This is a genomic window from Streptomyces sp. GQ60 (assembly GCF_059758875.1).
The window spans coordinates 355,942-382,133 of the sequence record NZ_JCAXEG010000005.1; the positions used below are offsets into that span (position 1 = coordinate 355,942).

Below are 26,192 nucleotides of genomic sequence, written 5' to 3' on the forward strand. Positions count from 1 at the left end.
GCTCCTCAGGCAGCGGACGGGTCGGGCACGACCGACCAGCTGACCGCCGAGACGGAGGGATCGAGAGAGAGGTTGCTGACGGCTTCCTCGAGCATCCGGCCCCCCTCGCCCTCGGCGGTCAGCAGCGCGGACACCGTCACCAGGCCGGCCTCCGGGCCGTCCTGGCTGCGGATCGAGCGCAGCTGGTAGCCCGGCCGGCCCAGCGCGTCGACCAGCCGGTGGCGGATGTGGGCCTCCTCCGCCTCCAGGCAGACGGCCTCGAAGTGGAAGTCGGTGGCCACCTCGGCCCCGCCGCCCGGCTCGCGGTCCATCCGCCGGCCCAGCGGGCGCAGCAGGAGGTTCGTCCCCACCACGCCCACCGTGCCGCAGGCCGCCAGGACGAACATCCCGGTGCCCGCGAGACAGCCCACGGCCGCCGAACACCACAGGGTGGCTGCCGTGTTCAGGCCCCGGACGCTGAGCCCGTCGCGCATGATCACGCCGGCGCCGAGGAAGCCGATCCCCGAGACGATCTGGGCGGCCACCCGCGAGCCGTCGTACGGGACCTCCGAGACCTCGCTCATGAACCCGTACTGCGAGAGCAGTACGAACAGCGCGGCCCCGCCCGCCACCAGGGCGTTGGTCCGCAGGCCCGCCATCCGGGCCCGCCACTGGCGTTCCAGGCCGATCGCCGCCCCGAATCCGAGCGCCGCGACCAGGTGCCCGGCCATCTCCCATTCGGTGAGCGTCATCGGCCTTCTCCCTTCTCCTCTTCGTGCGGGCTCCTTAGAGCCAGGTGCCGAACTTGCGGATGTACACGGTCTTCAGCAGCTGCGTGAGCGTGCAGTACGCCAGCAGTACGCCGATCAGCCACGGGAAGTAGCTCGCCGGCAGGGGTACGAAGCCCAGCGAGGCTGCCAGCGGCGAGAAGGGCAGGAAGAGTCCGGTCAGCACCGCGAGGACGGTCATCACCATCACCGGCCAGGACGCCCGCGACTGGACGAAGGGGATCTTGCGGGTGCGGATCATGTGGACGACCAGGGTCTGCGAGAGCAGGCCCTCGATGAACCAGCCCGACTGGAAGAGCGCCGCGTGCGCCTCGGTGTTGGCGGCGAACACGTTCCACATGATGACGAACATCGCGATGTCGAAGATCGAGCTGATCGGGCCGATGCAGAGCATGAAGCGGCCGATGCCCTTGGCGTCCCAGTTGCGGGGCTTGCGCAGGTACTCCTCGTCCATCCGGTCCCACGGGGTGGCCAGCTGGGCGATGTCGTAGACCAGGTTCTGGACCAGCAGCATGATCGCCAGCATCGGCTGGAACGGGATGAAGGCGCTCGCCACCAGCACGGAGAAGACGTTGCCGAAGTTGGAACTGGCCGTCATCTTGATGTACTTGATCGTGTTGCCGAAGGTGGTCCGGCCCTGGATCACGCCCTGTTCCAGGACGGTCAGGTCCTTCTCCAGCAGGATGATGTCGGCGGACTCCTTGGCGATGTCCACGGCGGTGTCCACCGAGATGCCGACGTCCGCGTCGCGCAGCGCGGCCGCGTCGTTGATGCCGTCCCCGAGGAAGCCGACCGTGTGGCCGTCAGCCTGCAGGGCCCGTACGATCCTGGCCTTCTGCACCGGGTTGACCTTGGCGAAGACCGTCGTACGGGCGGCCAGCGCGCGCAGTTCCGCGTCCTCGAGGACGTCGATCTCGGTGCCGTTGACCACATGGCCGACGGTGAGGCCGACATCGGCGCAGACCCGGGCGGCGACGAGCTCGTTGTCGCCGGTGACGACCTTGACCGCGATGCCCTTGTCGGCGAGGCCCTGCAGGGCCCGGGCGGCGTCGGCCTTCGGCGGGTCGAGGAAGGCCAGGAAGCCGACCAGGGTCAGCTGGTCCTCGTCGGCGACGGTGTAGGTGTCGCGGGGGGCGCTCATCGTGCGGGTGGCGACGGCCAGGACGCGCAGGCCCTTGCGGTTGTTGTCCTCGGCGATGCGCGAGACGTGCCACCGGAGATGCTCGGTCAGTTCGACCTTCTGCCCGCGGTCCGTCATGTGGGAGCACAGGGCGAGGACTTCCTCGACGGCGCCCTTGGTGATCATGACGTGTTCGGGCCGGCCGGCGCCGCCCACGATGCTGTTGCGGTTCAGGACCACGGACATCCGGCGCCGGGCGAAGTCGAAGGGGATCTCGTCGACCATCGAGAAGCGGGCATCGACGACAACCTCCTCGGCCTCGCCCACGCGGTCGATGACCGCCTGGTCCATCAGGTTCTTCAGGCCGGTCTGGAAGTGCGCGTTGAGGTAGCCGTACTCCAGGACCTCGTTGTCGTCGTCGCCGTGCACGTCGAGGTAGCGGTCCAGGACGATCCGGTCCTCGGTGAGGGTGCCGGTCTTGTCCGTGCAGAGCACGTCCATGGCGCCCAGGTTCTGGATCGCGTTGAGCCGCTTGACGACCACCTTGCGCTGGGACATGGCCACCGCGCCGCGCGCCAGGTTGGCGGAGACGACCATCGGCAGCATCTCTGGGGTCAGTCCGACCGCCACGGCGATGCCGAGGAGGAAGGCGGCCTCCCAGTCGCCCTTGGTGAAGCCGTTGATCATGAAGACGATCGGGACCATCACCAGCATGAAGCGGATCAGCAGGAAGCTGACCTTGCGCACACCGGTGTCGAAGTTGGTCTCCGGGCGCTCGCCGACCAGGGAGCCGGCCATCGAGCCGAAGTAGGTGTCGGAGCCCGTGGCGACGACGAGTCCGGTGGCGGTGCCGGAGGTCACGGAAGTGCCCATCAGGCAGAGGTTGTCGGCCTCGACGGGGTCGGTGGTCTCGCTCTGGCCGAGGTCGTCCGTGCGGGTGTCGGCCTTGGCGACCGGCAGGGACTCGCCGGACAGGGCGGCCTGGCCGACCATCAGGTCCTTGGAGGTGATCAGCCGCACGTCGGCCGGGATCAGGTCGCCGGCGGCCAGCTTGACCACGTCACCGGGGACCACCATGGCCATCGGGACCTCGAAGGTGGTGGGGGCCGCGCCGCTGCCGGCCCGGCGCTGCACCGCGCAGGTGGTGGTGACGAGCTGCTTGAGCGCGTCGGCCGCGCGGCCCGAGCGGTACTCCTGCCAGAAGCGGAGCAGGCCGCTGACCCCGACCATCACCGAGAGGATGACGACGCCCGGATCGCCGGGCTCCTGCCAGTACATGACGGCGGCCAGGAAGAGCAGGACGGCGATGAAGGGGTTCGCGTACGCCTTCGCCAGCTGGACGTACCAGCGCGGCGCGCGTTCCTGGGCGACGGCGTTGGAGCCGTGGCGCTCCAGGCGCAGCGCGGCCTCGGCGTGGGTGAGGCCGTTGCGGGAGGCGTCCACCTCCTGCAGGACCTGGACGCCCGGGCGGGCGCTGATCGCGGCGAGCCGTTCGCCGGCGGTCCGGGTGCGGGCCTCCAGTTCGGCGGCCTTGCGCTCGCGGCGGGCCCGGCCCGGGGGTGCGAGCTTCATGGGGGTGCGGGGGGTGAGCATGGTCATGGCGAAACCTCCCTCCACGGTGTCCGGGCAGCGCGAAGCCGCGCGGTCACGTGGAGTGATCATGGGTCGGCGTGAGGGGGCCCGTGAGGCCTCGAGGCACGCCGGTGGGCATGGATGACGCGCGCCGGACGGAAGCGTCAGGGCGTGCGGAAGGGGTTACGAAGATGAATGCAGAAACGCACGGAGGCGGCGCGGGGCCTCGGGCGTGCACACTCGAAGAGAGACCGGCTGCTCAGGGAGCTCAGCCGAAGAGAGCGCTGCAAGGACTTCGATCGGGACTCATCCCGAACACCTCCTCGCGTAGCGCTTGCATGACAGAGGGCGCCCGATCCGGCCGTGAAGACCGTGATGACCAGCGCCACGGCGACCGTAGCACGATCAGGATGGAGGTTTCTCTCATACTTATGACCGGTAGTGGCCGATTCGTACTGCGGCGGCCTCTTGACGTCGCGAGGCGCAAAGGCTCGACTTAAGGTTCACAAGTTGGAGAGACGCCGGGGTCTCGTGTCAGCCGGAGCACGCAGCCGCTGACGGTCCCGGCCGGGGGGCGACGGCTTGCCGTTGCTTATGGGCAGGAGTGGATGAGTCGTGCAGACTCCCGGATCGCAGTCTTCACTGCATCGCGCCAATCTGGAGCGCGTCGTACGGGCGGTACGGCTCGCGGGTTCGCTGACCCAGGCGGAGATCGCCCGGAGCACCGGACTGTCGGCGGCCACGGTCTCCAATATCGTCCGGGAGCTCAAGGAGGCCGGGACCGTCGAGGTCACGGACACCTCCGCCGGGGGCAGGCGGGCGCGCAGCGTCTCGCTCAGCGGTGACGCGGGCATCGTGATCGGCGTCGACTTCGGCCACACCCACCTGAGGGTGGCCGTGGGGAACCTGGCCCACCAGGTGCTGGCCGAGGAGTCCGAGCCGCTGGACGTGGACGCCTCCTGGGTCGAGGGCTTCGACCGGGCGGAAGCCCTGGTCGGACGGCTCGTCGAGGGCATAGGGATCGGCCGCGACAAGGTCATCGGCGTCGGGCTCGGCGTACCGGGCCCCATCGACGTGGAGTCCGGCACCCTCGGCTCCACCGCGATCCTGCCGGGCTGGGCCGGGATCAACCCGCGGCGCGAGCTCTCGCAGCGCCTGGGCGTCCCGGTGTACGTGGACAACGACGCGAACCTCGGAGCGCTCGGAGAACTCGTTTGGGGGAGTGGCCGGGGAGTAAAGGACCTCGCCTACATCAAGGTCGCCAGCGGAGTCGGTGCCGGCCTCGTGATCAACGGGCAGATCTACCGGGGACCCGGCGGCACGGCCGGCGAGATCGGGCACATCACGCTCGACGAATCCGGTCCGGTCTGCCGCTGCGGCAACCGCGGCTGCCTGGAGACCTTCGCCGCCGCCCGGTACGTGCTGCCGCTCCTGCAGAGCAGCCACGGACCGGAGTTGACGATGGAACGGGTGGTGGAACTGGCCCGGGACGGGGACCCCGGCTGCCGCCGGGTCATCACGGACGTGGGCCGCCACATCGGCAGCGGCGTGGCCAGTCTGTGCAATCTCCTGAACCCGAGCCGGGTGGTTCTGGGCGGCTCGCTCGCGGACGCCGGTGAACTGGTCCTGGCCCCCATCCGTGAATCCGTGGGGAGGTACGCGATCCCCAGTGCCGCCCGGCAGTTGTCGGTGCTCACGGGGTCCCTGGGCGGGCGGGCCGAGGTGCTGGGCGCGCTGGCCCTCGTACTGAGTGAGATGGGCGATTCGACGCTTTTGGCGGAAAATGGAAGTGGAGTGCGAGCTCCCGCCGTCTTGTCTTCAGTTAGATAACGAATGGCGTCGTTGTCATCTCGTTAAGCATTCACTCCTTGACGACAAACTCGCGGCCGGGGTTGACTCACATCCACCTCGGCCGCAGTGCTGCGGCCTCGTCAGGGAGGTTCAAGTAATGAACACGCGTATGCGCAGAGTCGCCGTCGCCGTTGCCGCCGGCACCATGGCCGTCTCGCTCGCCGCTTGTGGCAGCGCGAAGGAGTCCGGGGACAAGAAGGACAACGCCACCGGCGCGGTCAAGGGCGGCGCGATCAAGGTCGGTCTGCTCCTGCCGGAGAACCAGACCGCGCGTTACGAGAAGTTCGACAAGCCGCTCATCGAGAAGACGGTCAAGGACCTGACCGCGGGCAAGGGCGAGGTCGTCTACGCCAACGCCAAGCAGGACGCGACCACGCAGAACTCGCAGGTCGACACGATGATCACCAACAAGGTGAACGTCCTGATCATCGACGCGGTGGACTCCAAGGCCATCGCCGGCTCGGTCAAGAAGGCCAAGGAGGCCGGCATCCCGGTCGTGGCCTACGACCGCCTCGCCGAAGGCCCGATCGACGCGTACACCTCCTTCGACAACGAAGAGGTCGGCAAGGTCCAGGGCAAGGCGCTCCTGGAGGCCCTGGGCGACAAGGCCAAGGACGGCCAGATCGTCATGATGAACGGCTCCGTCACCGACCCGAACGCCGCGCTGTTCAAGAAGGGCGCGCACTCCGTCCTCGACGGCAACGTGAACGTCGGCAAGGAGTACGACACCGTCGAGTGGAAGCCGGAGAACGCCAACACCAACATGGCGGCCGCGCTCTCGGCGCTCGGCAAGGAGAAGGTCATCGGCGTCTACTCCGCCAATGACGGCATGGCCGGCGGCATCATCACCGCCCTCAAGGCGGCCGGCGTGAGCCCCCTGCCCCCGGTCACGGGCCAGGACGCCGAACTCGCCGGTGTGCAGCGCATCGTCGCGGGCGAGCAGTTCATGAGCGTCTACAAGCCGTACGCCCCCGAGGCCGAGGCCGCCGCGAAGATGGCCGTCGCGCTCGCCAAGGGCGAGCCGATCGCGACCATCGCGACCGCCAAGGTCGACAGCCCCACCACCAAGGGCGTCCCGTCCCTGCTGATCCCGGTCGTCTCGCTGACCAAGGCGAACGTGAAGGACACCGTCATCCGCGACAACGTCTACACGGTCGACGAGATCTGCACCGACAAGTACGCGGCCGCCTGCGCCGCCGCCGGCCTGAAGTAAGGCCCCCCGCCGCTCGGTCCGCCGAGCCGGCCCCCATGCCTGTCCGGCGCTCCCGCCTCCATCCCGCCACTGGCGGGGCGCCGGACAGAATCGCTTCTCTCACGCACCTTCGTTTCTCTCAATCCCCCGTGGTCCTGCTCTTTTGCACGACATCCCCGCCGGTCAGGCGGCAAGGAGATGGTTCATGTGTCCGCTGCGCCCGTACTGGCGTTGCGAGGGGTCTCGAAGCGGTTCGGCGCCGTTCAGGCCCTCACCGACGTAGAACTCGAGATCCACTCCGGCGAGGTGGTCGCCCTCGTCGGCGACAACGGCGCCGGTAAGTCCACGCTGGTCAAGACGATCGCCGGCGTGCACCCCATCGATGACGGAGTCATCGAGTGGGAGGGCCGCCCGGTCTCGATCACCAAGCCCCACGACGCCCAGAACCTGGGCATCGCGACGGTCTACCAGGACCTCGCGCTGTGCGACAACATCGATGTCGTCGGCAACCTCTTCCTGGGACGCGAGATCAAGCGGCGCGGCATCCTCGACGAGGTGGAGATGGAGCGGCGCGCACGCGAACTCCTGACCACCCTGTCCATCCGGATACCCAGCGTCCGCATCCCCATCGCCTCGCTCTCCGGCGGTCAGCGCCAGACCGTGGCGATCGCCCGCTCCATGCTGGGCGAGCCCCAGCTCGTGATCCTCGACGAGCCCACCGCCGCCCTCGGCGTCGAGCAGACCGCACAGGTGCTCGACCTGGTCGAGCGGCTGCGCGAGCGCGGTCACGCCGTCATCCTCATCAGCCACAACATGGCCGATGTGAAGGCCGTGGCCGACAAGGTGGCCGTCCTGCGGCTGGGCCGCAACAACGGCGTCTTCTCCGTGAAGGACACGTCGCAGGAAGAGATCATCTCCGCCATCACCGGGGCCACGGACAACGCCGTGACCCGCCGGGCGGCCCGCACCGGGGAGGCCCGCAAGTGAGCACCCAGCACATAGACCCCGTCAACCCGGCCGCCGCCCACGACGCCATCCCGGCCGTGGACCCCCGCCTGCTCGTCCGCGAGCAGGGCCTCGCCGGGTACGTGAACGAGTTCGGCCGCAAGCTCAAGGCCGGCGACCTGGGCTCCGTGCCCGTCGTCCTCGGCCTGATCATCATCTGGAGCATCTTCCAGGGCCTGAACTCGAACTTCCTCGGCGCCGAGAACCTCACCAACATCGCGATCACGATGACGGCCACCGGCATGATGGCGGTCGGCATCATCTTCGTCCTGCTGCTCGGCGAGATCGACCTCTCGGTCGGCTCGGTCAGCGGCGTCTCGGGCGCGATCGTGGCCGTCCTCTCGGTCACCAACGGCGTCAACGAATGGCTGGCCATCCTCGCGGCGATCGCCGGAGGTGCCCTGATCGGGTCCCTCCACGGCTTCTTCTTCGCCAAGATCGGCGCCCCGGCCTTCGCCGTCACCCTTTCGGGCCTGCTCTTCTGGTCCGGCGCCATGCTGCAGATCCTCGGCAGCAACGGCACGATCAACCTCGACTCCGAGGGCGTGGTCGGGCAGCTGACCACGTACTTCTTCTCGGACGTGGCCGTCGGCTACGGGCTGGCCGCCGTCGCCGTGGTGGGCTACTTCCTCGCCACGTTCTCCGACAACCGCCGCCGCGCGGCGGCGGGGATCCCCTCCCGCCCGCTCGGTGACATCCTGCTGCGCACCGGGCTCCTCGCGGTGTTCACCTTCGGTCCGGCCATGGTGTTCAACCAGTACAAGGGCCTGCCGCTGGCGATCGTGCTCTTCGTGCTGGCCCTGGTCGCCACGGACTTCCTCCTGCGGCGCACCACCTTCGGCCGCCAGGTCTTCGCCCTCGGCGGCAGCGTCGAGGCCTCCCGGCGCGCGGGCATCAACGTCAACCGGGTCCGGATCACGGTCTTCGCGATCGCCGGCACCTTCGCGGCGATCGGCGGGCTCTTCTGGGCCTCCAAGATCGCGGCGGCGAACCAGAGCGCCGGCGCCGGCGACCTGCTGATGAACGTGATCGCGGCGGCCGTCATCGGCGGCACCAGCCTCTTCGGCGGCCGCGGCCGGACCTGGAACGCCCTCCTCGGCGTCATGGTCATCACCTCCATCCAGTACGGTCTGGCTCTGGAGGGAATCGCGACGCCGATCCAGTACATGATCACCGGCGCGGTCCTCCTCGCCACCGTGGTGATCGACTCGATCACCCGTAAGACGCAGAAGACGGCCGGGCGCGCCTGACCGGCGTGCGCGGAGCGTGACAGGACGGTTAGAACCGTCACAGTGCCCGGTGCCACTCGGTGTGGCGCCGGGCACCTGTGCGTAGGTATGTACGCACAGATGTGCGGGTATGGCCCCTTTCGGGGGGTGTGCCTCCGTGCGGATGTGTACATGTATGACAAAGGTGTGACCTGACCGGGACCGCGCTTTACTGCCGCCCAAGTGGCGAACATTAGACTCGGCAGACCAGCAAGCGACTGCAAGGAGGCACGGGTGCTGCTGACCCGCATCAAGGGACCGCGCGATCTGGACCGGCTCAGCCAGGAGGAGCTCGACCGGCTCGCCGCAGAGATCAGGACCTTCCTCGTCGACGCCGTCTCCAAGACCGGCGGGCACCTCGGCCCCAACCTCGGTGTGGTCGAGTTGACGATCGCTCTGCACAGGGTCTTCGACTCGCCCAAGGACAAGGTCCTTTTCGACACCGGTCACCAGGCCTACGTGCACAAGCTGCTCACCGGCCGCCAGGACTTCGGCGGCCTGCGCACCAAGGGCGGCCTGTCGGGCTACCCGTCGCGCGCCGAGTCCGAGCACGACGTGATCGAGAACTCGCACGCGTCCACCGTGCTGGGCTGGGCCGACGGCTTCGCGAAGGCCAACGAGGTCCTCGGCAAGGAGGACCACCACGTCGCCGCGGTCATCGGCGACGGGGCCCTCACCGGAGGCATGGCCTGGGAGGCGCTGAACAACATCGCCGCCGCCAAGGACCGCCCCCTGGTGATCGTCGTCAACGACAACGAGCGCTCGTACGGCCCCACCATCGGCGGCCTCGCGAACCACCTGGCCACCCTGCGCACCACGGACGGCTACGAGCGCTTCCTGGCCCGCGGCAAGGACCTCCTGGAGCGCACCCCGGTCGTCGGGAAGCCCCTCTACGAGACCCTGCACGGCGCCAAGAAGGGCCTCAAGGACTTCATCGCCCCGCAGGGCATGTTCGAGGACCTCGGCCTGAAGTACATCGGGCCCATCGACGGCCACGACATCGAGGCCCTGGAATCGGCCCTGCAGCGCGCCAAGCGCTTCAGCGGACCGGTCATCGTCCACTGCCTCACCCAGAAGGGGCGGGGCTACGAGCCGGCCGTCCAGGACGAGGCGGACCGCTTCCACGCGGTCGGCGTCATCCACCCGGACACCGGTCTGCCCGTCTCCACGGACGCGGCCAGCTGGACCTCCGTCTTCGCCGACGAGATGGTCAAGCTCGGCAGGGACCGCAAGGACATCGTCGCCATCACGGCGGCCATGCTCCAGCCGGTGGGCCTGAAGAAGTTCGCCGACGCCTACCCGGACCGGATCTTCGACGTCGGCATCGCCGAGCAGCACGGCGCCACCTCGGCGGCCGGCCTGGCCTCCGGCGGCGCGCACCCGGTCTTCGCGGTGTACGCGACCTTCCTCAACCGCGCCTTCGACCAGGTCCTGATGGACGTGGCCCTGCACAAGTGCGGGGTCACCTTCGTCCTGGACCGCGCCGGGGTCACCGGCACCGACGGCGCCTCCCACAACGGCATGTGGGACATGTCCATCCTCCAGGTGGTCCCGGGCCTGCGCCTGGCCGCCCCGCGCGACGCGGAGCAGCTGCGGGCCCAGCTGAACGAGGCCGTCCTGGTGAAGGACGCGCCGACCGTGGTGCGCTTCTCCAAGGGCGTCGTCGGCCCGGCCGTCCCGGCGGTCGGCAGGATCGGCGGCATGGACGTGCTGCGCCGTCCGGCCGACGAGGTCACCCGTCCGGACGTACTGCTCGTCTCGGTCGGCGCGCTCGCCCCGATGTGCCTGGAGATCGCCGACCTGCTCGACAAGCAGGGCATCTCCACGACCGTCGTCGACCCCCGCTGGGTCAAGCCGGTGGACGAGGCCCTGGCCCCGCTCGCCGACCGCCACCGCGTGGTCGTCACCGTCGAGGACAACAGCCGTGCCGGCGGCGTCGGCTCCGCCGTCGCGCAGGCACTGCGGGACGCGGGGGTCGACGTACCCCTGCGGGACTTCGGCATTCCGCAGCGCTTCCTGGACCACGCCACGCGCAAGGAGGTCATGGCCGAGATCGGCCTGACCGCTCCGGACATCGCGCGGCAGGTCACCGGCCTGGTGGCCAAGCTGGACGGGCGTTACGACAGCGAGCCGGCCGCCGCCGTCGACTGAGCGGAGCCCGTGCCGCGTCCGCGCCGCGGCTGATCATCTGCGGTTGCACGTCACGGGCCGGGAGGTTCACCCTGAGGGGGTGGGCCTTCCGGCCCGTTTCGTTTGGATGTGGTCCCTCCCGCGGAGGTGCGTCGGTGAGTAGGAACCTGAAGGGCCCCTTCCGTACCAAATCGGTCGAGCAATCGATCCTGGACACGGAAGAGCCGGAACACGCGCTCAAGAAGTCGCTCTCCTCGTGGGACCTGACCGTCTTCGGTGTCGGCGTGATCATCGGCACCGGCATCTTCGTCCTCACGGGCAAGGTCGCCAAGGAGACCGCCGGACCCTCCACGGCCCTCGCGTTCGTCGCCGCCGGCATCGTGTGCGCGCTGGCCGCCCTGTGCTACGCCGAGTTCGCCTCGACCGTCCCGGTGGCCGGATCCGCGTACACCTTCTCGTACGCCTCGATCGGCGAGCTGCCCGCCTGGATCATCGGCTGGGACCTCGTGCTGGAGTTCGCGCTCGGCACCGCGGTCGTCGCCGTCGGCTGGTCCGGGTACGTCCGCTCGCTCATGGACAACGTCGGTATCCACCTGCCCGTTTCGCTCCAGGGGCCCGACGTTCCGGGCGGCACTTTCGACCTGCTCGCCTTCGTCCTGGTCCTGGTCCTCACCGCGATCCTGGTCGTCGGCGTGAAGCTGTCCGCGCGGATCACCGCGGTGGTCGTCGCGATCAAGGTCACGGTGGTGCTCATCGTGATCATCGCGGGCGCGTTCTTCATCACGAAGTCCAACTACACGCCGTTCATCCCGCCGGCCGAACCCCAGACGGGCGGCTCCGGACTGGATGCCCCGCTGGTCCAGCTCCTCTTCGGCTACGCGCCCACCAACTTCGGCATCATGGGCATCTTCACCGCCGCCTCCGTGGTCTTCTTCGCCTTCATCGGCTTCGACGTGGTGGCCACCGCCGCCGAGGAGACCAAGCTGCCGCAGCGGGACATGCCGCGCGGCATCCTCGGCTCGCTGATCATCTGCACCGTGCTCTACGTGGCGGTCTCGATCGTGGTGACCGGCATGCAGAACTACAAGGAGCTCTCCGTCAGCGCTCCGCTGGCCGACGCCTTCAAATCCGCAGGCCATCCGGTCTACGGAGGCATCATCAGCTTCGGCGCCGCCGTGGGCCTGACCACCGTGTGCATGATCCTGCTGCTCGGCCAGACCCGGGTGTTCTTCGCGATGAGCCGAGACGGACTGCTGCCGCGGTTCTTCTCGCGGACCCACCCGAAGTTCCGTACGCCGTACCGGCCGACGATCCTGCTCGGCGTGGTCATCGCGATCGTCGCCGGTTTCACCAGCATCAACGAGCTGGCGACCCTGGTGAACATCGGCACGCTCTTCGCCTTCGTGGTCGTCGCGCTCGGCGTGATGGTGCTGCGCCGCACCCGGCCCGACCTGCACCGGTCCTTCCGCACCCCGTGGGTGCCGTTCGTCCCCATCCTGTCGATCGCCGCGTCGGTGTGGCTGATGCTGAACCTGCCGGCCGAGACCTGGCTGCGCTTCGGGATCTGGATGGTCGTCGGCATCGCCGTCTACTTCCTCTACGGGAAGCAGCACAGCCGGCTGGGCCGGGGCGAGGGCATGACCCCGAACCCGGCGCGCGAAGGCCGCTGACGTCCGACAGGGCCGGTGCCGACGAGGTCGGCGCCGGCCTTCGTCGTGGCCGGCGGTGCACGGCCGGCCACGCACGGCCGGACTCAGTCCCGGGGCACCACGACCACCGCGTTGCTCAGCTTGCGCTCGGCCGACTTCGAACTCCAGTCGTCCATGGGGTGATTGGCGAGAGCCCCGTCGACCACCATCGTCGAGTCGCCTCCACTGCCCAACCCGATCGCGTCGGTGGCTCCCAGCCACTTCATCACCGCCGCGCCCTCGGGCCAGGTGACACCGACGCTGCTGTCGACGGCGCGTCCGTCGACGGTCACCAGGAGCAGCTCGCCGGAATCGGTGACACCGGCCATCGTGCGGGGATGACGCTGGACCAGCGTGCCGTTCGGCTCCCCGGTGACCTTCGTCAGACCGTTGGCCGCGGTGTTCAGGAAGATTTCTCCGTCCCTCACCAGGGCGGGGCCGCCGCCCGCCACCGCCGACAGCGCGGAGCCGGTCACCGCACCCCCGGCCGTGTCCTTGACCGACGTGTCGAACGTGAGCAGGCTTCCGAGCGGCGCCCGGGCCTGCAGCCACGTGGCCCCGGTACCGATGCCCTGGAGCACACGGGATTCCCGGGGGATGGGACCGCCGGCCGGCGAACGGACATCGGTGACCAGACCGGTGCCGTTCACGACGACCTCCACGCTGTCGGCCGCTCCCGAACTCGGATCCGGGGTCGAGCGACCCCACTCCGGACGGAACATGACGATCTCGTCGTCGTCCAGACACAGCTGGTTGCGCCACGGCTTGAGCGTCGGGCTCCACGTCCCGTTCGCACCGAACAGGTCTCCGCCCACGCCGCCGCAGCCCGCGACGCGTCCGGCCACGCGGTTGACCCCGTCGACGGCGTGGGTCGCGCCGTCGGGCGCCTTCACCTTGAGGGCGGACGTGGCTTCGGCGATCCGTACGCGGGCGTCGTCGCTCTGCAGCAACAGGGCCGAACGCCCGTTGTTGGCGGCTCCCAGGACGACGCCGTCCTTCACGTACAGCCCCTGCGGCACTCCGTCGTAGCCGGAGAACCCGGGCGAGGTGCGGATGTCGAACTCCGAACCGTTGACGGCCGCGAGAGCCCCGCTCGACACCGCCATCTTGCGTACCGTCTCCGACGTGGAGATGTCCTTGCCGTGTACCGCCTTGATGCTGACGTCGGCTGTCGGAGCGACACGGACGACGTGCACCTTCCAGGGGCCGGTGCTCGGCTTGCCGTCCAGCGCGGTGTAGACGACCCGGGCGCCGAACCCCGCGTTCCGGACCCGGTCCGCGAGCTGATCGACCGAGGTCTTCTCCGCGGGAGGGAAGGAGCCGACGCGCACTCCGTAGCCGATCGTCGCGGCGGGGGTGTCGGAGGAGGCGGGGGAGGTGAACGTGGAGAGGGTCGAGCCGATGCCCTCGGCCGACAGCTCGGTGACCACCTTTTCCGCGGCGGCCTTGGTGCCGAACGTCTCGATCCCGTCGTGCTTCACCCAGACGGTCCACCGGTCCGACGCGGTGCCCTGGGTGAACGTCTGGTAGCTGACGCCGGGCGCCAACGTCCTCTTCGCGCTCGCCTGTGTGGTGAGCTCGTCGGACCCCAACGGCATGTGGCTGCCGTACACGGTGGACTCCGCGGCCGACGGGGGCGCCGGCGCCGGGAACATCAGCAACGCGGCCACGATCCCCACCGCGGCCACGAACAGGCCGATCAGCAGGGACCGTGTACCGAACGAGGCCCTCAAACGTGCTCCCCTTGTAGATCCGGCCGAGCACTGGTGACGCGAGCGGCTCGCTCCGTCACCTGTCCGCCGCTGCGAGTTCCGCGAGCGCGGCCGTCGTGCGGGCGCAGTTGTTCCTGTCCTCGAAGGCGAAGAACGACCGTGCCCGGTAGTCGTACTCGGGCTCTCGGACGCAATTGTTGCCGAGGTAGCGGATCACTTCGTTCACCACTTGGTCAACAGTGGCGCAGACCGGTCCGAATCCGTCGCGCCCCGCATCGAAGTACCCCTTCCTGGAGTGCTTCGCCCAGTAGTCCTCCGGGTCGAACTCGGCGTAGATGAGCGGCGTGCCGAGGTAGGCCATGTCGAAGTGGACGGAGGACCAGTCGGTGATGAACAGGTCGCACTGGCGAAGGGCGGTCTGGACGCTCACCTCCGTCTGGTCCAGGCGCTGCACGTGGGGATGGTTCGGAACGACTCCCTCGATCATGTCCCGCATCTCGTAGTGCGGAAGGAAGTCGAGCACGTAGTCGTAGTACTCCAGCGCCTTCAAGAGCCTCGGGTCGTTCAGCAGCCGCACCATGAACTCCCGGTAGGCCGACTCCCGGAAGATCTCGTTGGCGGCTTCCAGGTCGGCTCCGTCCTGCTTGAGGTACGACGGAACCGTCAGGTACTTGCGCCACGTGGGCATCAGCAGGATCCGGCGACGGCCGCGGTCCGGCAGCAATGCGTCGAAGCGCGCGAATCCCAGCGCCCGGGCCCGGTCTCCGTAGTGCATGTGCTCGGAGAAGTACTGGGCCTCCCGGTCGCTGGTCGCGACCACCAGGTCCAGGCCGGTCCGGTTGCGGTGCAGGCCCATGCTGTGGTCCGCGCCGGTGACCCCGTGCTGCAGGAAGACCCGACGGGCCCCCACGCGCCAGTTGAGGTGCTTGAGGTACTTCGTGCGGTCCCAGCCGTCGGGGAGCATGTACGAATCGATGTCGTAGGCGTTGATCAGCAGCGCCGCGTGGAGCATGAGGAGCTTGTGCTTCCACGAACTGTGCGCCACCACGTTGCCCAGCGGCTTCAGCTTCGCGTAATCCGGGCTGTCCTTCTGGATGACGTAGTACACCTTGCGCCGGCGCTCGTGCGTCCGCAGGTACGTGAAGAGGTGCATGCTGTTGTCCTGCGCGGTGTCCTTGCGTTCACCGAGGAGCCAGACCTCTTTGCCCCGGAAGAACTTGAGAGTGGAACGCCGGATGGCACGAGCACGCCAGAAGGGCGCTTTGCGCTTCTTCTGATCGCGGTCCATGCCGTCGAGGAACTCCTCCCAGGACTTGTCGCCACCCCCGCCCCGTGCCTCCTGGACGACCAGAACGGCGTTGTCCTTGCCCTTCGACAGCGGCAGGACCCAGCGGCCGGCGACCTTCATGCCCCGGGCGCCGCGCAGCATCGTGAGCGTGATCATGGCGGGGCGGGAGACGTCGCGTCCGGCGGTGCAGAACACCAGCTTCATGGGGAACTCGCCGCTCTTCATGGACCCCACGGGGACGGTCACCTCGAATCCGCCCCATTCCATGTCCTCGCGCGTCGCCTTCAAGTCGCTGCGCGGTACCTGACGCGCCTCCACCATCTGGCCGCTGTTCTCCAGCCACATCTTCATGGGGCTGCGCATGGGGCCGTTCATCGGGAGTCCGTTGAGTACGAAGCGCCCGGCGACGAGGACCCCGTTGGACTCGTGATCGACCTGGATGCGTTCCACGTGGACGCTGGAGGCGGAGACCTTCGTCAACGGCACCAGCGCACTCGGCACGGAGAGGTCGAGATAGAGGTCGTCGCCGCGTCCGTACACGCCGTTGACCACCTGCTCCGGGCGCGCGAAGAGCTCGAACCAGTTCATGTACATCGCCAGGAACGCCACCCGGTGGCGTGTGTCGATGGTGGCGGCCAGGACCGCTTCGGGGGTCAGCTGCGTGTAGACCGCGCGGGCCCGCAGGAACAGCTGGAACAGCTCCTCGTCACCCATGGCCTCGCGCGCGCGCAGGGCGAAGCCCTGGTAGCTGCGGACCAGGAACCGGTTGAGGACTTCCTGACGATGCCCTGACAGGTGGGGGCGGAGCGTCATCAGGTACTCCTCCAGGAGGAGGTGATCCCAGTAGTTCGCCTTGCGCTCCCACAGCTTGTCCATCGTGGAGTCCCCCGTGGCACGCTTGCGGTACCGGTAGACCGTGGTGGGGACGGTCGCGATGCGATCCGCGAGCAGCATGGCGGGAACCGAGAAGAACGCGTCCTCGAAGTGGACGCCTTCACGGAACCGGATGTTGTGGGCCCGCAGGAATTCGATGTCGAAGAGCTTGTGGCAGGCGCTTCCGCCGTGAATCATCTCCGGAATGTTCTCGATTCCGGGATGCACCTTGACGGTCTTCCCCATGTAGCGGAGCCAAGGCCAGTTGGTCGGCTCGGGGAACGTCTCCATCCGCCCGATGGCGAGCGGAACGGCCTCCTTGACCATGACGTTCAGCATGGTTTCGAGCGCGTTGGCGGGCAGTTCGTCGTCGGAGTCGCAGAAGGTGATGTACCGGGCGCTGGCCAGGTCCATGCCGGCGTTCCGGGCGCCACCGGCCTTCCCGTCGGCGTGGATGATGGCCCATACGTTCTGGTGCTGCGAAGCGAACTCCGCGGCGATGGCAGGCGAGCTGTCATGGCTGCCGTTGTCGACCAGAATCACCTGGCAGCGGCCAAATATCGTTTGGCGGGCCAGGGAGTCCAGGCACTCCGAGAGGTACCTCTCCACGTTGTAGATGGGGACGACGACGGCAACGTCGTAGACGGGCTCGAACACGTATGACTCCTACTTCCTGCATACCCCATTTCTGGAGCGGATCCTGATCAGAGGTGGTTGGACTCGACGACGAGCTGGGAGCCCGGGCCGTCGGCCGTGACCCTCGCGGCGCGGGACTGCTGGGACAGCCCCGGGTACAGGGCACAGGGTCGTGAGACGTCCCTGCCCTCGGTGCAGAACACGAGTCGGATGGGGAAGGACCCCGCCGGGAATTCCCGAACGTCGGCGGTCACGCTGAAGGTCCCTCCGGACTGGCCCGCCGCGTTGCGGGCCTGCCCGTGGTTGACCGCCGGAATGGTCTTTCCGCTCCGCTCGAACCACACCTTCAACTCAAGCTTTTCCAGCGATTCATCGGGCAGGCCGTTGACCGAGAACCGGCCGTGGATGACGGCGACGCCACCCTCGGCGTCGTACATTTCCTCAATGCGTGCGGAAACCGACGTGACCTTGGTGAGGGGCAAGGACCAGGAAGTTCCCGGGTAGTCGACGTAGAGGTCACCCTCGCGCCCGAAAAGCGTTCCGAGGACGGAAGCCGGCCGACTGAAGAGGTCGAAGTCCCCGAAGTGCAGTGCGAGATAGGGCAGGCGGTGCCTGGTGTCGTTCGTGCTGAGTGCGATCTGCTGAGACGTGATGCCCCAGTAGAGCGCGCGACAGCGTTCGAAGAGGTGTCGGCAATCCGGTTCGCTGAAGACCAGCGGAGCGCGCAGCAGAAAGCCCTGCATGCTGCGGATCAGGAATCGTTCCAGCGTCTCCTGCTGGTACGGCGAGAGCGCCCCGCGCATCGCGCCGAGGTACTCCAGCATCACCAGGTGGTCCACGTAGTTCTGCGGAAGGTCCCAGATGGTGTCCATGACGGACGTGCCGTCACCGCGGGTGCGGTACTCGTAGACGGGGGCGTCGACCAGTGCGATGCGCTCCGACGCGAGCAGCGCGGGGAGGGAGACGTACGCGTCCTCGAAGGCCGTGCCGGTACCGAACCGGATGCCCCGGGAGCGCAGCAGGTCGAGATCGAAGATCTTGTTCCAGCAGGATGCCGAGTGGATCAGATCGGGGACGTCGACGACGCTGCCCACCGTTTTGACGGTCTTGCCGAAGTACTTGTGCCAAGGCGACGTGACCGGCTTCGGTATGCGCTTGTCACGGCCCACGACCACCGTGGCCCTGGTTTTGGCGATGGTGTTCCGCAGGACCTCGAGGGACCGCTCGGGAACGATGTCGTCAGCGTCCCAGAAGACGATGTACGGCGTCGTCGCCATGTCCATGCCCATGTTGCGCGCGTCGCCGGCCCGGCCCTGCGGCTGCGACACGAGTTCGACATTGGCGTGGCTGCTCATGAATTCATGTGCGATGCCCACCGAGGTGTCGGTGCTTCCGTTGTCGACGAGAATGACACGGGCCCGCGAGAAGGCCGTCTGTGCGGCCACCGACGCCAGAAATTCTGAGAAGAACTTCTCGACGTCGCGGAAGGGCACGACGATTGTCACGTCGGGGTTACCTTGGGACATACTTCCTCCTTACGGGCAGCATGAATAATTCAGTTCCGGACGAGCCGCTCGATCGCTTCCGATGCCCTCACGTTGTTCCTCCGGTCCTGGTGCTCGAAGAACGACTCCACTCTCCGCAGGTACTCGGGCTCCCGTTCGCAGCCGACCTGCATATAGCGAATCACTTCGCGCACCACGTCCCCGACGGATTCGCCGACCGGTCCGAATCCATCTCGCCGGGCGTCGAAGTACCCCTTCTGGTAATGCCCGCCCCAATATTCATCGGCGTCGAACTGGGCGTACACCAAAGGGGTTCCGAGGTATGCGACGTCGAACGCGGTGGAAGACCAGTCCGTGATGAACAGGTCACATCTCCTCATCGCGTCCTGCACCGTGACCTCGTTCTGGTCCACGATTCTAACCCGGTGCTGTTCCGAGGGCGCCATCTCGCCGACCATCCCGCGCATCTCGTAATGCGGAAGGAAGTCCAGCGTGTAGCCGAATTGCTCCAATGCGGCCAGCAGGTGGGGGTCGTTCAGAAAGCGGACCATGAAATCCCGGTAGCTGGAGGCGAGGAACCGTTCGCGCGCGGCCTGCTCCTCCTCGCGCCCGCCCCCCGTGCGGCTGTACGAGGGGACGGTGAGATAGGCGCGCCAGGTCGGCATGAACAGGATCCGGCGCCCACCGCGGTCGGGAACCAGTGCGTCGAAGCGGGGGAAGCCGGAGACGGCCACCTGACCCTCGTAGCCGAGTTCCTCGGAGAGGAACCGGCCCTCGTGCCGGCTGACGGCGAGAATGAGGTCGACGCCGGTGCGGTTGCGGTGCAGACCCTTGCTGACGTCCTTGTCCGTCACGCCGTGCTGGAGGAACACCCGGCGGGCACCCACGCGCCAGTTCAGGTGCTTGAGGTAGCGGGTCCGGTCCCACCCGTCCGGCAGCATGTAGGTGTCGACGTCATAGGCATTGATCAGTACCGACGCGTGCAGCATCAGCAGCTTGTGCTTCCAGGAGCTGTGGGCGACGACGTGTCCCAGACCCGCCAGGTGCGCGCGGTCGGGGCTGCCGGCCCGGATGAGGTAGTATGCCCCGCGCCGCTTGCCGTCGGTGCGCGCGTGCCTGAAGAGGTGCGAGCTGTTGTCCTGCGCCGTGTCGCCCCGCTCGCCGAACAGCCAGATGTCCCTGCCGAGGAACAGCGGCTTCGTGAGCAGCCGCGCGAGGCGCTGCTTCCAGAAGGGCCGTCTGCGCAGCACGTGCTTGGCGTCCTTGACGAGAAGCCCGTTGCGGATGCTCCGCTTGCCGGACCCGCGCGGCGCGCTGGAGACCATCAGGACGGCCCGGTTCTTTCCCCTCCAGTGCGGCACCACCCGCACCCCGCGGTGTTCGACGACCCGCGCCCCGCGCAGGAAGCCCGCGGCGACCAGGCACGGGGTGACCACCTGGCCGTCCCCGGTGTCGAGGACGAAATCGAGGTCGTGCATCCCGTGCCGCAGGGATTCGAGGGGCAGGTCGGCGGTGAAGCCGCCCCACTCCGTGTCGGGCCGGATGTTCTTCATGTCCCGACGGCGGACCTGCGTGGCGGACACGCTGAGGCGGCTTCCGCGCACGCGCAGGCCGAGGCCCCCGGGCAGGGGCCGGACCAGGGGCATGCCGCAGACCTCGAACCGTCCGGAGAGCCGCAGCATGCCGGTGCCGGGCACCTCGCGGACGTGCTCGAGATGGGCGGTGAAGGGCGTGGCTTCCACCACGGGGGACAACTGCTCCGGAACACCGGCGGCGAAATAGGGACGGCCGTCGCGCGCCGAGACGGTGTGGAGCACGGCCGCCCGATCGGCGAAGAGGCCGAAATTTCCGGTCATGAACGCGAAATAGGCCACCCGGTGCCGTCCGTCGGCGGTTGCTCGGGCGACCACCTCGGGAGAGACGTTCCAGTAGACCGCCCGGCATCGCGAATAGAGCTCTTCCAGTTCTGGTCCCTGGAAGAGCTCCGGCGCCCTGAGCGCGAATCCCTGATAGCTCCGTACGAGAAAGAGGTTCAACACGGCGCGTGTGGAATCCGGTAGGGTCTCTCCCAGGCGGTGCAGATATTCCACCAGATACAGGTGATCCCAGTAGTTCTGCCGCCGCGTCCAGATCGCGTCCATGGTCGAGTTCCCCGCGGCGCGCTTGCGGTATTTGTAGACACACGTGTCGACCAGCGCGAGGCGGGTGGCGAGAACGAGTGCGGAAACGCCGACGTAGGCGTCCTCGAAGTGGACGCCCTCTGCGAATCTGATGCCGTGGGACCGCAAGTAGGACAGGTCGAAGAGCTTGTTGCAGGCACTGGCGCTGTGTACGAGTTCAGGCATCTCGGCAATGCTCCCGAAGACCCGGTCGCCCTTGCCGAAGTGGTCTTTCCACTGCCAGTTGGTCTTCTTCGGGAAGGTCTCCATCGCGCCGATGACGACCTGGGCGCCGCTCGAAAGCGAAACGTCCAGCATGCGTTCGATGGCCGTGGGCGGGAGCAGGTCGTCGGAGTCGCAGAACGTGATGCGCGCACCGGTGGCCCAGTCCATGCCGAGGTTCCGGGCCGCGCCCGCGCCACCGCCATGGCGCACGAGTGCGGTCACATTGGCGTGCCGGCGGGCGAACTCGGCGCAGAGGCCGTAGGAGCCGTCCGTGCTGCCGTTGTCGACGAGCAGGACCTGGCAGCGCTCGAACACCGTCTGCGCCTCGATGGAGTCCAGGCAGTCCTGGAGGTACTGCTCCACGTTGTAGACCGGCACCACGAGGCTGACGTCATAGGAATTCATGTCGGCAGGACTCACTCGCGTTCAGCGGCATCGAGCATGTTCTCCGGCGCAGCGCCCAGTTCAGGAGCATCTTCGTGCTCGGTGATCTCGTAAGGGCTGGGTACCGGAAAATATGCGTCAAGGAAACGCTGCAGCATTTCCGCCTGCGCCTGCGGGTCGGCCGAGGTCACCGTGTCGTTCAGGCAGAAGGTGTCCATGTTCCGGTTGGCTAGGAGGGTGTTCAGCCGCCTTTGGGCCAGGTCGGCCGACAGGTCGATGTAGCGGTACTGAATGTCACCCAGGGTCGCGCGCGCGGAGTGGTATGCGAAATAGTGGTGCAGGGACGAAGCGATCGGAACGTCCCGCGGCGATCGGAAACGCGAATGCTGGGTGGTGGCGTACTCCTGCGGAAACTCCTCTTCGATTTCCCTCAGGACGGATTTTCTCAGTGCGTGCGGGGTGTGCTTCATCTTCTGAGAAATGGCAAGTCCAAACTTCTGCGCGATGAGCCACCGGCTGTTCTTTCCCGCTGCGTCGACGGGGAGATCAGATGGAGAAACCGCACCGCCGGGTATCAGCGCAGGCGAGGTGAAGAATTTAGATATGCCGTTCGGGTGGAAGAAGCGCTCGGGGGTCACCGGGCGGCCGAAGAACACGTCGTCGTTCAGGTAGAGGAAGCATTCCGAGAGTCCTGGAATATGGTGCAGCTGGCTCTCGATGGCATGCGAGTTGAACGTGGGCAGGGCGGTGAAGTCGGAAAAGATCTCCCGGTGGTCCACCACGTGGAGGTTCGGGTGCCGCGTGTCCAGCCAGGACGGAGTCTGGCCGGCCGTCACGAGGTAGATGTTGCGCACCCAGGGAGCGTTCTGGTGGATCGACCGCAGCGAGTAGCGCAGCTCGTCGCGGCTGGTGTACCGCGAGTCGTTCGCCGCCTGCTCGTGCAGCCCGCCCGGGGAGACCAGCTGGCGCGCGCGGTCCCGGGACTGTCGCCAGACGGGGTCGGAGTCGTCGACCCAGGTGTAGACGACGTCGATCGGGAACGCGTGGTCTTCGGGGAGCCGTACGGCGAACTCGGCCAGGGTCCGGGCGTCGCCTGTGTGGTAGGCCGGGGGTATGGGGCTGAAGAGCCTCTGCGGCGCCGATTTGCGGGGGGTGCTGGCCGGCACGGCCGTAATGACCCGATTGGGGCGGGGGGCCCGCAGCTCCCCGTCCTGTTCGGACCACATTTCCACGTCGCATCCGGTGGCCGCGCCGAAGACGAGCTGCTGCGTCGGGTCGCACACGTACCAGGCGACCCGCAGCACCTTGTGCTTGCGCAGGTGTCGCCATGACCGTTCGTCGCTGCCGGGCTCCATGCGGGCCTCGTTGCCGCCCGTCGGGCCCACGTAGCCGGGGGCCTGCTCGAACGCCAGCTGGAGCAGTTCTTCCACGACCGAGCGGAACTCGGCGGGTACCGCCACGGTGGGCAGCCCGCTGGCGGTGCCCCGCACGCAGAAGTAGTCGATGCCGGCCGCTTCCAGAACGGAGACGACGATGTTCAGATTGCGCGCGCGAGCGGCCCAGTCCGTCACGCCCTCGACGCTCAGCGCACGCATGTGGCGGCGTCCCACACGGATGACGCGCTGGTTGTAGGCGGCACTGTGACGGGGCGCCTTGCGCTTGCCGCCCATCGCCCAGACCACGGTGGCCGATCGCATGGTGTCGGCGGCATCGAGCGAGGATTTCACGGCCCGGCGGACGGGTGACGGCACACCGCGAACCAGACGCTGCCTCGCTCCGGTCGGGACCGTAGACCGATACACCGAAACCAGCGCACCGGCTTCGGGATTGCCCGAGCCACCCAAGAGGGATCTCCCCCGTCCATACCTGGCGGCTCAGCCTTCGAGGGGAAACCCGCGTCGTTCGACGCCGTCCCCTGGAACGGAAGAAGCTCGCTTCATCACTTCGCGGGCTGACACCCTTGCGACACACCCGCACGTCGGGTAGCAGACAAAGCTTTGCATAAAGGTTTACTTAAAGGCCAGGTGAAGACGTCTAGTGAACGCCAGATGGACTGTGGTGATCATCACTGATCGTCCCGTACAACCTTTTCAAGATCGCGCGTTCAGCGGGCGTTTGCCGTGCGTGGCCTGCCGCAGGGCCGGGTGTCACCGGCCCTGCGGGCCTGCGGACTCAGTGCTCCGGCAGCCGGTCCCAGTCGGACAGAACCAGACCCGGTTCCATCCCCTGACGGCTCACCACGATGCTGCGGTCCTCCTGCACGGCGGCCATGACGACCCGTCCGTGCCCGTCCAGCGCCAACGCGGGAGTACCGGTACAGGGCACCCCGGTGTCGGTCCACCACAGGCCGGAGGCCTCGGCGCCGGTGCCGCAGAGGCCGAGCAGCGCCGTTCCCGTGTGTCCCCGGTGGGCCAGGACCGTGCAGTCGTAGCCGTCGATGCCCGCCCGGAGCGTGGCGTGGGATCCGTCCCCCGGGGCTCCGCCCACGGGGAAGGCCCATGCGCCGGGCCGCTGCGCGTAGACGCCCGTGCCGCTCTGCTCGGTCCAGTACGCGGTGAGGACGCCGGGGGCGGTTTCCAGGAAGGCCGCCGAACCGGGTGCCGGGGCGGGCATGCAGTCCTCGGTACGGCGCAGATCGCCGCCCGGCTCCATCTGGACCCAGTGCATGACCGACCTGCGGCCCGGCGCGAGGACCTCGACGAGCCCGGCGGAATTCGCCGCGGCCGCCAGGGCTCCGGCGGTCTCGCCGCCGCGCAGGTCCCGCCATCCCTCCCAGGAGCGCTTGGTGTCCCGGCGCATCATGACCCCGCCGCCCCCACCGGAGACGAAGACGTGCACGATGCCCCGCCCGTCGATGGCGGCGGTCGGCACGCCGAGCGTCCCGGCGTCCTTCGCGTCGCGGTACGGGTTGCCCAGCGAGCGCCAGTCCACCAGCGGCCTGCCGGACTGGTACTGAACGGCATGGACGAGTTCGACCTTGGGCGGGCCTCCGGCCTGCCTCAGCTCCTTGCGCCCGAGGAGGTGCACGTAGTGGTTGGCCCCCTGGGCGACGGCGAGGTCGGTCAGCCCCTCGGCGGGAAAGAAGGCCGGCCCGGACCACCGCGCACTGCCGACCGCCGTCTCCGTCCAGCGGTTGACGCCGCCTTCGACGAGCGCGTACACCGCGAGCCGGTCGTCGTTCCCGCGCAGCAGCCACGTCCCGGTGGCCACCGCCGTCAGGGATCGGCTGCCGGGCCGCACCTGAGCGGCGACACCGGATCGGGACGGCCGATCCGCCGCCTGCGCACCTCTGCCGCGCATCTGTGCCGTTCCCTCCTGAGTCCAGCCCGGTGCCAGCAGGCGCCTCCGGGATTCTCCACATCATAAGCCTGAGCGAACGCACGTTCCCTGGCCCGTCGGCGCCGTCCACGACGGCGCGGCCGCCTGAGCGGGCCGAAGGGGCACGGGCCGACGCGGAGGGCCCGGCCGGCTGTCAGCCCTTGGCCGGGGACTTCTTCGCGGAGGCCGGAATCGGCTCGTCCTTGCGGAGGGCCTCCCACAGCTGCGACGCCTGCGGCTCGACGGCGACCACGCGGTTCTTGTCGATCTTGTCGTACTCGACCGGCAGCATGATCGTCTCCATGGTGGCGGGGTCCACGCCCTTCATGCTCTGGGCGAAGTCCGTCAGACCCTTGAGGGAGCCGAGCTCGGAGTCGGTCGTCAGCGCCTTGGTACCGGCGTCGGCGAGCTTGTAGAGCCGGGCCGGGTTGCCGAGGGCGTCCTGGTTCTTGATCTCGGACAGCATCGCCAGCATGAACTTCTGCTGCAGGTCGATGCGTCCGAGGTCGCTGCCGTCGCCGTAACCGTGGCGCGTACGAACGAACTTGAGGGAGTCGGTGCCGTTGAGGCGGTGCGTGCCCGCGTCCAGGTTCAGGCCGCCCTTGATGGGCTTCTCCAGGGTGACGGTCACTCCGCCGAGCGCGTCCACCAGCTCCTTGAAGCCGGCGAAGTCCACCTGGACCAGGTTGTCGATGCGCACGCCCGACATCTGCTCGACGGTCTTGACGAGGCAGGCCGGGCCGCCGGTCCCGATCACTCCGTTGATCATGACGCGCTTCGCCCCGGCGACCGACTTGCCCTTCTCGTCCTTGCAGTCGGGGCGGGTGACGAGGGTGTCGCGGGGGATGCTGACGGCGGTGGCCTTCTTACGGCCCTCGGGTATGTGCACCAGCATGTTGGTGTCCGAGCGGGAGCCGCTGACGTCACCCTGGTCGAGGTCGCCGTTGGCGCCGGCGCGCGAGTCGGAGCCCAGGACGAGGATGTTCTGCCCGGCGTCGGGAACCTTCGCCGGCCGGTTGTCGACACCGATCGCCTGGTCCAGGTCGACGCTGTCGATGTTGCCGTTGAGGTGGCTGTACCCCCACCAGCCGACGCCGCCGGCTATGAGCAGAAGGACGAGCAGGGTCAGCGATATGGAGACGAACACCCGCTTCTTGCGGCTTCTCCTGCTGGGAGCCCTGCGGGAACGCGGCGGTGCGTCGGTCGTCTGAGTCATACCTTAGGTGTCCTCTGGTCCCGGAGATCGGCGGTCGGGCAAGGGTGACCGCCATCACGGGGAAGGCGCGGCGGGCGGTCTGGTGTGTGGTGGACCCGCGTTCGGGTCCGGAGTCGCCCGCACGGCGCGTCACCGGGGCAAGAGTATAGGCAGACGCGAAAGTCGAACGGGAGTACCCCTGTCGCGCTCGCGAAGGCGACCGGCAGCAGGCGTCGCCGCCGGCCAACTGCCCGCCGGGTACGGCTGCTACCGCCCCTCGGCGATCCGCACCGCCGAGGGAAGG

General features: G+C 68.1%; 15 protein-coding genes. 6 read left to right on the forward strand and 9 right to left on the reverse strand.

The genetic code is table 11. The features are described from left to right. Positions 1-5: 5 nt before the first annotated feature. Both AC6CKD_RS15695 and mgtA read right to left on the reverse strand, forming a co-directional pair. Positions 6-731 (reverse strand): MgtC/SapB family protein, encoded by a 726-nt coding sequence (locus AC6CKD_RS15695; RefSeq protein WP_498327913.1) that lies wholly within the window; start codon positions 729-731, stop codon positions 6-8. A gap of 34 nt (positions 732-765) precedes the next feature. Beyond that, on the reverse strand, positions 766-3,486 hold the full coding sequence (gene mgtA / locus AC6CKD_RS15700) for a magnesium-translocating P-type ATPase (protein ID WP_498327914.1): 2,721 nt from the start codon (positions 3,484-3,486) through the stop codon (positions 766-768). Between the two features lie 588 nt (positions 3,487-4,074). Here mgtA and AC6CKD_RS15705 point away from each other — a divergent pair. The 6 genes from AC6CKD_RS15705 to AC6CKD_RS15730 all read left to right on the forward strand — a co-directional run bounded on the left by AC6CKD_RS15705 (position 4,075) and on the right by AC6CKD_RS15730 (position 12,575). Continuing rightward, a complete protein-coding gene (locus AC6CKD_RS15705; RefSeq protein WP_498327915.1) occupies positions 4,075-5,289 on the forward strand; it encodes an ROK family transcriptional regulator in 1,215 nt (404 codons plus the stop codon). Between the two features lie 118 nt (positions 5,290-5,407). Next, positions 5,408-6,523 carry a substrate-binding domain-containing protein gene (locus tag AC6CKD_RS15710; protein ID WP_498327916.1) on the forward strand — a complete coding sequence of 372 codons (1,116 nt, stop codon included), beginning with the start codon at positions 5,408-5,410 and terminating at the stop codon, positions 6,521-6,523. Positions 6,524-6,700: 177 nt separating this feature from the next. Beyond that, the gene (locus tag AC6CKD_RS15715) at positions 6,701-7,489 is read left to right on the forward strand and encodes an ATP-binding cassette domain-containing protein (RefSeq protein WP_498327918.1); all 789 of its coding nucleotides are present in this window, start codon (positions 6,701-6,703) and stop codon (positions 7,487-7,489) included. Beyond that, positions 7,486-8,757 (forward strand): sugar ABC transporter permease, encoded by a 1,272-nt coding sequence (locus AC6CKD_RS15720; protein ID WP_498327920.1) that lies wholly within the window; start codon positions 7,486-7,488, stop codon positions 8,755-8,757. The genes AC6CKD_RS15715 and AC6CKD_RS15720 overlap by 4 nt, the downstream gene beginning before the upstream one ends. 252 nt (positions 8,758-9,009) lie before the next feature. After that, entirely contained in the window at positions 9,010-10,926 is a 1,917-nt protein-coding gene (gene dxs / locus AC6CKD_RS15725) for a 1-deoxy-D-xylulose-5-phosphate synthase (RefSeq protein WP_389689615.1), read from the forward strand. 134 nt (positions 10,927-11,060) lie between these two features. After that, the gene (locus tag AC6CKD_RS15730) at positions 11,061-12,575 is read left to right on the forward strand and encodes an amino acid permease (protein ID WP_498327922.1); all 1,515 of its coding nucleotides are present in this window, start codon (positions 11,061-11,063) and stop codon (positions 12,573-12,575) included. Positions 12,576-12,658: 83 nt separating this feature from the next. On the opposite strand, the gene AC6CKD_RS15735 is transcribed toward AC6CKD_RS15730, so the two are convergent. The 7 genes from AC6CKD_RS15735 to AC6CKD_RS15765 all read right to left on the reverse strand — a co-directional run bounded on the left by AC6CKD_RS15735 (position 12,659) and on the right by AC6CKD_RS15765 (position 25,909). Then, the gene (locus tag AC6CKD_RS15735; protein ID WP_498327923.1) at positions 12,659-14,326 is read right to left on the reverse strand and encodes a phosphodiester glycosidase family protein; all 1,668 of its coding nucleotides are present in this window, start codon (positions 14,324-14,326) and stop codon (positions 12,659-12,661) included. A gap of 55 nt (positions 14,327-14,381) precedes the next feature. Beyond that, positions 14,382-17,123, reverse strand: coding sequence for a bifunctional glycosyltransferase/CDP-glycerol:glycerophosphate glycerophosphotransferase (locus AC6CKD_RS15740; RefSeq protein ID WP_498327925.1), 2,742 nt, complete (start codon positions 17,121-17,123; stop codon positions 14,382-14,384). 47 nt (positions 17,124-17,170) lie between these two features. Continuing rightward, entirely contained in the window at positions 17,171-18,607 is a 1,437-nt protein-coding gene (locus AC6CKD_RS15745) for a glycosyltransferase family 2 protein (protein WP_498327927.1), read from the reverse strand. A gap of 50 nt (positions 18,608-18,657) precedes the next feature. Next, on the reverse strand, positions 18,658-21,396 hold the full coding sequence (locus tag AC6CKD_RS15750; protein WP_498327928.1) for a bifunctional glycosyltransferase/CDP-glycerol:glycerophosphate glycerophosphotransferase: 2,739 nt from the start codon (positions 21,394-21,396) through the stop codon (positions 18,658-18,660). Positions 21,397-21,407: 11 nt separating this feature from the next. Further along, positions 21,408-23,102 carry a stealth family protein gene (locus AC6CKD_RS15755; protein WP_498327930.1) on the reverse strand — a complete coding sequence of 565 codons (1,695 nt, stop codon included), beginning with the start codon at positions 23,100-23,102 and terminating at the stop codon, positions 21,408-21,410. A 445-nt stretch (positions 23,103-23,547) separates the two neighbouring features. Beyond that, positions 23,548-24,585 (reverse strand): hypothetical protein, encoded by a 1,038-nt coding sequence (locus AC6CKD_RS15760; protein ID WP_498327931.1) that lies wholly within the window; start codon positions 24,583-24,585, stop codon positions 23,548-23,550. Between the two features lie 262 nt (positions 24,586-24,847). Continuing rightward, positions 24,848-25,909, reverse strand: coding sequence for an LCP family protein (locus AC6CKD_RS15765; RefSeq protein WP_498327933.1), 1,062 nt, complete (start codon positions 25,907-25,909; stop codon positions 24,848-24,850). Positions 25,910-26,192: the final 283 nt, after the last annotated feature.

What these genes read in the sequence shown, in the direction of transcription:
- AC6CKD_RS15695 (WP_498327913.1), bottom strand. Translation starts at nt 731, where the DNA reads ATGACGCTCACCGAATGGGAGATGGCCGGGCACCTGGTCGCGGCGCTC.
- mgtA (WP_498327914.1), bottom strand. Translation starts at nt 3,486, where the DNA reads ATGACCATGCTCACCCCCCGCACCCCCATGAAGCTCGCACCCCCGGGC.
- AC6CKD_RS15710 (WP_498327916.1), top strand. Translation starts at nt 5,408, where the DNA reads ATGAACACGCGTATGCGCAGAGTCGCCGTCGCCGTTGCCGCCGGCACC.
- AC6CKD_RS15715 (WP_498327918.1), top strand. Translation starts at nt 6,701, where the DNA reads ATGGTTCATGTGTCCGCTGCGCCCGTACTGGCGTTGCGAGGGGTCTCG.
- AC6CKD_RS15750 (WP_498327928.1), bottom strand. Translation starts at nt 21,396, where the DNA reads ATGAATTCCTATGACGTCAGCCTCGTGGTGCCGGTCTACAACGTGGAG.
- AC6CKD_RS15765 (WP_498327933.1), bottom strand. Translation starts at nt 25,909, where the DNA reads ATGACTCAGACGACCGACGCACCGCCGCGTTCCCGCAGGGCTCCCAGC.